The sequence below is a fragment of the Burkholderia seminalis DSM 23518 genome, assembly GCF_902832885.1.
Classification (GTDB): Bacteria; Pseudomonadota; Gammaproteobacteria; order Burkholderiales; family Burkholderiaceae; genus Burkholderia; species Burkholderia seminalis.
In genome coordinates this window covers 1-5,849 of the sequence record NZ_CADFDK010000035.1, presented here as the reverse complement: position 1 = coordinate 5,849, position 5,849 = coordinate 1, and the positions used below count along the sequence as shown (strand labels likewise).

Here is a 5,849-nt window from a genome sequence, read left to right as displayed (position 1 = left end):
GCGGAGCGCCAGATCACGAACGTGGCGGCCGGTCGGGTGACGGCAACCAGTACGGACGCGATCAACGGTTCGCAGCTGTTCGCGACGAACACGGCGATCGACAGTTTGTCGACTTCAACGTCGACCGGCTTGTCGAGCGCAACGAGTTCGATCACGTCGTTGTCGACTTCGACCTCGACGGGCATCGGCTCGCTGTCGACGGGCTTGTCGTCGACAAACAGCAGCGTGGCGTCCTTGTCGACTTCGACGTCGACCGGCATCGGTTCGCTGTCGACTGGGCTGTCGTCGACAAACAGCAGCGTGGCATCGCTGTCGACGTCAACGTCGACCGCGGTCAACGCGGCGAAGACGCACTACTACAGCGTGAACGACAACGGCACGCAGCAGGGCAACTACAACAACAACGGCGCGACGGGCGTCAACGCTTTGGCAGCGGGCACGAATGCCACGGCGGCGGGCGCAAGCTCGGTGGCAGTCGGCGACGGCGCGAACGCGAACTCGGGTGGCGCGGTGGCGATTGGCCAGAGCGCGATGGCGACCGGCGGGCAGGCCGTGTCGATCGGTGTGGGCAACACGGCAAGCGGCAACGGTGCGGTGGCGATCGGCGACCCGAACGTCGCGACGGGCACAGGCGCGGTGGCGATGGGTGCGAACAACACGGCGAACGGTCAAGGTGCCGTGTCGTTGGGTAACGCGAACATTGCGACTGGCCAGGGTTCCGTGGCGCTGGGTAACACGTCGTCCGCGAACGGAGCGGGTTCGATCGCGCTCGGTTCGAGCGCGGTGGCGAACAATGCAGGTGACGTTGCGCTGGGTTCGGGATCGGTGACGGCGGCGCCAAACCCGACGGCGTCGAGCACGATCGGCGGCACGACGTACACCTTTGCCGGCGCGACGCCGACGAGTGTAGTGAGCGTGGGCGCGCCGGGCGCGGAGCGCCAGATCACGAACATGGCGGCCGGACAGGTGACGGCGACGAGCACGGATGCGGTCAACGGTTCGCAGCTGTTCGCGACGAATACGGCGATCGGCAGCCTGTCGACTTCGACGTCGACGGGGCTGTCGAGCGCGACGAGTTCGATCACGTCGTTGTCCACGTCGACCTCGACGGGGATTGGCTCGCTGTCGACCAGCCTGTCGTCGACGAACAGCAGCGTCACGTCGCTGTCCACGTCGACCTCGACCGGCATCGGCTCGCTGTCGACCGGCCTGTCGACGACGAACAGCAGTGTCACGTCCCTGTCTACGTCGACTTCGTCGAGCATCAGTTCGCTGTCGACCTCGACGTCGACCGCGATCAACGGAGCGAAGACGCATTACTACAGCGTCAACGACAACGGTACGCAGCAAGGGAATTACAACAACGACGGTGCGACGGGCATCAACGCGCTGGCGGCAGGCACGAACGCTACGGCGGCAGGTGCGAGCGCGGTCGCGTTGGGCGACGGTGCGAACGCCAAAGCGGCTGGCACGGTGGCGCTCGGTCAGAACGCGGTGGCAAGCAACGCCGGCGACGTGGCGCTGGGCTCGAACTCGGTGACGGCAGCAGCCAATCCGACCGCATCGGGCACGATCAACGGCGCGAACTACGCATATGCCGGTGCGACGCCGGCGAGCGTGGTGAGCGTCGGTGTGCCGGGCGCGGAACGCCAGATCACGAACGTCGCGGCGGGCCGCGTGTCGGCGACCAGCACCGACGCCGTGAACGGGTCGCAGTTGTATGCGACCAATCAGGCGGTCGACACCCTGGGCAATACCGTCAACAACATCGAGAACGGCGGCGGGATCAAGTATTTCCACGCGAACTCGACGTTGCCGGACAGCCAGGCGCTCGGTACGAACAGCGTGGCGATCGGGCCGAACGCAATCGCGACCAACGCGGGCGACGTGGCGCTCGGCGCGGGCGCGGTGACGGCGGCGGCGAACTCGACGGCGTCGGGCACGATCGGCGGCGTAACGTACAACTATGCCGGCGCGACGCCGACGAGCGTGGTGAGCGTCGGGGCGCCGGGGGCGGAACGCCAGATCACGAACGTGGCGGCCGGACGCGTGTCGTCGACCAGCACGGACGCGATCAACGGATCGCAGCTCAACACGGCGATCCAGGCGATCAACAGCCTGTCGACCTCGACGATGTCAAACATTGCGTCGCTGTCGACCAGCGAAGGCGGGGACAGTTCGTTGATCACGTCGCTGTCGACGACGATCAGCCGGCTGTCGACGACGACCATCGCGAACGGCTCGCACTACTACAGCGTGAACGACGGTAGCACGCAACAGGGCAACTACGACAACAGCGGCGCGACGGGTTCGAACGCAATGGCGCTCGGCCCGAACGCGGTGGCGTCCGGCGCGAACGGAGTGGCGATCGGCAGCGGCGCGAACGCCAACTCGGACGGCGGCACGGTGATCGGTGCAAACGCGTTGGTCTCGGGCAGCAAGGGTACAGCGATCGGCACGGGCGCGACGGCATCGGCGGCCGGCTCGGTTGCTCTGGGAGCGAACTCGGTGGCGAGCGAGGCGAACACAGTGTCGGTCGGTGCGCCGGGCAGCGAGCGGCGGATCACCAACGTCGCGCCGGGCATCAATCCGACCGATGCGGTGAACGTGTCGCAACTGGGGGCGGTCCAGCAGGACGTCAACAACGTGGCACGCAAGGCCTACGCGGGCGTCGCGGCAGCCACCGCGCTGACGATGATTCCCGAGGTCGATGCCGGCAAGACGCTGGCGGTCGGGATCGGCGGAGCGAGCTACCAGGGCTATAGCGCGGTTGCGATCGGCTTCACGGCGCGCCTGACGGAGAACCTCAAGCTGAAGGGCGGAGTGAGCGGCAGCAGCGCCGGCTATACGTACGGAGCCGGGATTGGCTATCAGTGGTAAAGCTCGAGGCAGCGCGTCTGGAGTGACAGATCCGGGCGCGCCGCTGATAGGTCGGCGAATTGCCGCCGCCGAAAGTCAACATGTTGGAGTGGGGAAATCATGTCAACTATGAAAGCTGGATTGCTGCTCATTGCGCTGACGCTTGCCGGATGCACGGCTGCGTCAGGACCGATGTATAACGCCTATACGGTGGCGTTACCCAATGGCGAGCACGTGTATCGCGTCACCTGTTACGGCATGCTCGAAGGGCCAGGGGCATGCCGCAAGCAAGCGGAGTCGATTTGCAAGGAACAACCCGTCATGCTGCTTGAAGCTCAATCTGGACTCTACGCAACTTTTGGTGGTAAGCCTGACGACCGATCCATTCTGTTCCGTTGCGGGGCGCCGACAGCTACGACCGCGCCTGATTTGTCAGCACCGCTTCCGATGCCACCGGCGGTGACGGTTCTCGACGCCGATGCGAACTTTGATACCGATAGCGCCGATCTGAAGCCGTCAGCGCGTGCGCGCCTCGATCGATTGATTGAGGAATCCAGTGGGGCGACGATTCACACTGTCACGGTCAGCGGCTATACGGATTCGGTGGGATCAGACGACTACAACGTCGGTCTCTCCGAGCGGCGCGCCCGTGCAGTCGACACGTATCTGCAATCACACGGGTTAAAGGCCGACAGGTTCGTTAATCGCGGATATGGCAAGGCTGACCCTGTCGATTCCAACGATACCCTAGCTGGACGCGCACACAACCGTCGAGTTGAAGTGCGGTTGGACATGGACAGGAAATAGCGGTTACTGGTGGCTCGTTTATGGAAGTGCCGATGCACATTCCCCCGTATGCGCATTGTGTAGAACGAGTGGCCATTGTGGGCCGCCACGTGTTGGTGGCGGCCATTTTTCGATACCTGTTCGATTAGCCGCTGAAATGACTTATGTGCATCCGACCGACGTCGCTGTTGGAGATGTGAGGTCCGTTTTACTTGGCTTCGAGTGGCCTAAGTGGTGACGCACGAGAGCGGTGTTTTTATCGGTATGGTCGGTGCTGGGTCAGACCCACGAACGGGTAAGGTAAGAGATGTCAATGAATCGAATGAGCACATATTGTGCACGATTGCTTGTAGCGGTAGCGAGCGGCGGACTCGTCACGAGTTCAGCGCTTGCCGCTGCGCTCGAATCGCCATCGTCTCCTACGACAGGCGCGCAGGAGGCTACTCTACTCGCGAGGTCGGCACGAGCGGTTGGGGTCCAACGCTGCTATGCGGCGGTGGACCAAGTGTCAGCAAGGATGCTTGCGAGCACGCGACATGTCGACATCGCCCTGGACTGGGATCGACATGATCCGGACGGTGAGCCGCTCTTCGCACTCGCCGGCCTCGAATATCCGAATGCATCGGCTGTCCTGTCTTTGACGACGGTGCCTGTGCCGTCAGGTGGCTGCACGATACTGGTTGAACGCATGTCAAGCGCACCGCTTTCATGCAATGCGGTCGCTGCTTCGGAGCTGCACGGTTACAAGGGAACCGCGCTTGTGAAAGCCGTGACCGTGTTCGCTAATTCCAGCCGTCCTCGGGAAACAGTAACGCTTGTGGACACGCCACCGACATGTCTGATTATCAGGCGGCAAGTGCAGTTCCGATGGGGCGTGGTTCAGTGACAAGAGCTTCACGGGAAGAAAAGCATTGGAGACGTTCATACGGCGGCAAATGATCGTATTGGGGAACGTGAAATGAAGTCATATAGTGAACTCTTGGAGCAGCTCGAGCAATTGCGTAGGGAGATTGATATCGTGCGTGAGTTCGAGGCTCGGCGCATTGCGCAACGTGTGCTCGAGGTGCTTGCAGAAAACGGCGTTAAGGTTGAGGAACTGACCAAGCAGCCGTCACGCGGCCGCCGAAAGGGTACGAAGCTCGAGCCCAAATACTGGAATCCGCAAACCGGTGCGACTTGGTCTGGGCGCGGTCGAAAACCACTCTGGCTGGTAGGCGACGACATCGACCGATTTCTGATTCGCGAGCCTGTCAAGAGTAGTGATGTTTAGTTAAATTTAATATTATTAAAAAAACAAAATGACAATAGAATTGAGCCAATATTGCAGAAAAACAATATACAGAACGATCTGGTTGTTCCCTGCAGATTATCTCGGAATTTACCTCCATGCGGAAAGCAGAGAAGCAGCGAGTCGAAAGGTGACGTTTCTTTCGAATTTCTTTCTGGATGGCGGAGCTGGGGTTGTCGACGTCGCTCCAATACATTCGTGTGATGAATTGCTGGATGTTGGTGTGAGTGAGGACCAGGATCTACGTATTTTCGAAATGTCTCGCCGTGGAGGCGAGGTCACTCAATGGGTCGAGCACCCGCTATTTCTGAGCATTGACCAGTCACTTATCGGAAAGTGGGTCTCGCTTAATTTCTCTCGGGCGTTGACTTCAGCGGTTGCGATAACACGGTAGCCGATGGAGGGGTGTATGACCTGAGACGTTTCTTGTAGCCATCCGGCAAGTGAGTTCTCTTTTATCCTAGGGACAAGGAGGACTCGATGAAGAAGCGATTTACCGACGAGCAGATCATCCGCATCTTGCGCGAGGCCGAGAGCCGGGATGAGCCGGTGAAGGATCTATGCAAGCGCCACAACATTTCGGAACAGACGTTCTATCGTTGGCGCAACAAGTTCGGCGGGATGGACGTGGCTGACGCTCGTCGGCTCAAGGAGCTGGAATCGGAGAACGATCGGCTCAAGCGCCTGATCGCCGAGCAGATGCTGGTCATCGACGGCCTGAAGGAGTTCAGCCGAAAAAAATGATCACCCCGACGGGCCGGCGCGAAGCGCTGGAAGTCCTGACTCGGCGGGGGCTCTCGCAACGCAAGGCATGTCGCTACCTGTGACCTGCTCCCCGCGTTTAGTACGGTGACGGTGTAGAGTCCGTTCCAGAGAGGAACGGCAATGAAAAAGCGATTCACCGAAGAACAAATCA

The 5,849-nt window shown here is 61.1% G+C and carries 3 protein-coding genes and 1 pseudogene; all 4 read left to right on the top strand.

Annotated elements, in window-relative coordinates:
• On the top strand, nt 1–2,880 hold a 2,880-nt coding region (locus HWX00_RS36470), incomplete at its 5' end, for a YadA family autotransporter adhesin (RefSeq protein ID WP_481971374.1).
• Between the two features lie 99 nt (nt 2,881–2,979).
• Nucleotides 2,980–3,666: an OmpA family protein gene (locus HWX00_RS36465; RefSeq protein ID WP_175029371.1), complete on the top strand. Its 687-nt coding sequence runs from the start codon at nt 2,980–2,982 to the stop codon at nt 3,664–3,666.
• Nucleotides 3,667–4,603: 937 nt separating this feature from the next.
• Complete coding sequence (locus HWX00_RS36460) at nt 4,604–4,915, top strand: H-NS histone family protein (RefSeq protein WP_175029370.1); 312 nt, start codon at nt 4,604–4,606, stop codon at nt 4,913–4,915.
• Nucleotides 4,916–5,413: 498 nt separating this feature from the next.
• Nucleotides 5,414–5,757, top strand: a pseudogene (locus HWX00_RS36455) (transposase); the annotation flags it as partial.
• Nucleotides 5,758–5,849: the final 92 nt, after the last annotated feature.

Excerpts from the sequence above, each read along its gene's own strand:
- HWX00_RS36465 (WP_175029371.1), top strand. The coding sequence starts at position 2,980 with ATGTCAACTATGAAAGCTGGATTGCTGCTCATTGCGCTGACGCTTGCC.
- HWX00_RS36460 (WP_175029370.1), top strand. The coding sequence starts at position 4,604 with ATGAAGTCATATAGTGAACTCTTGGAGCAGCTCGAGCAATTGCGTAGG.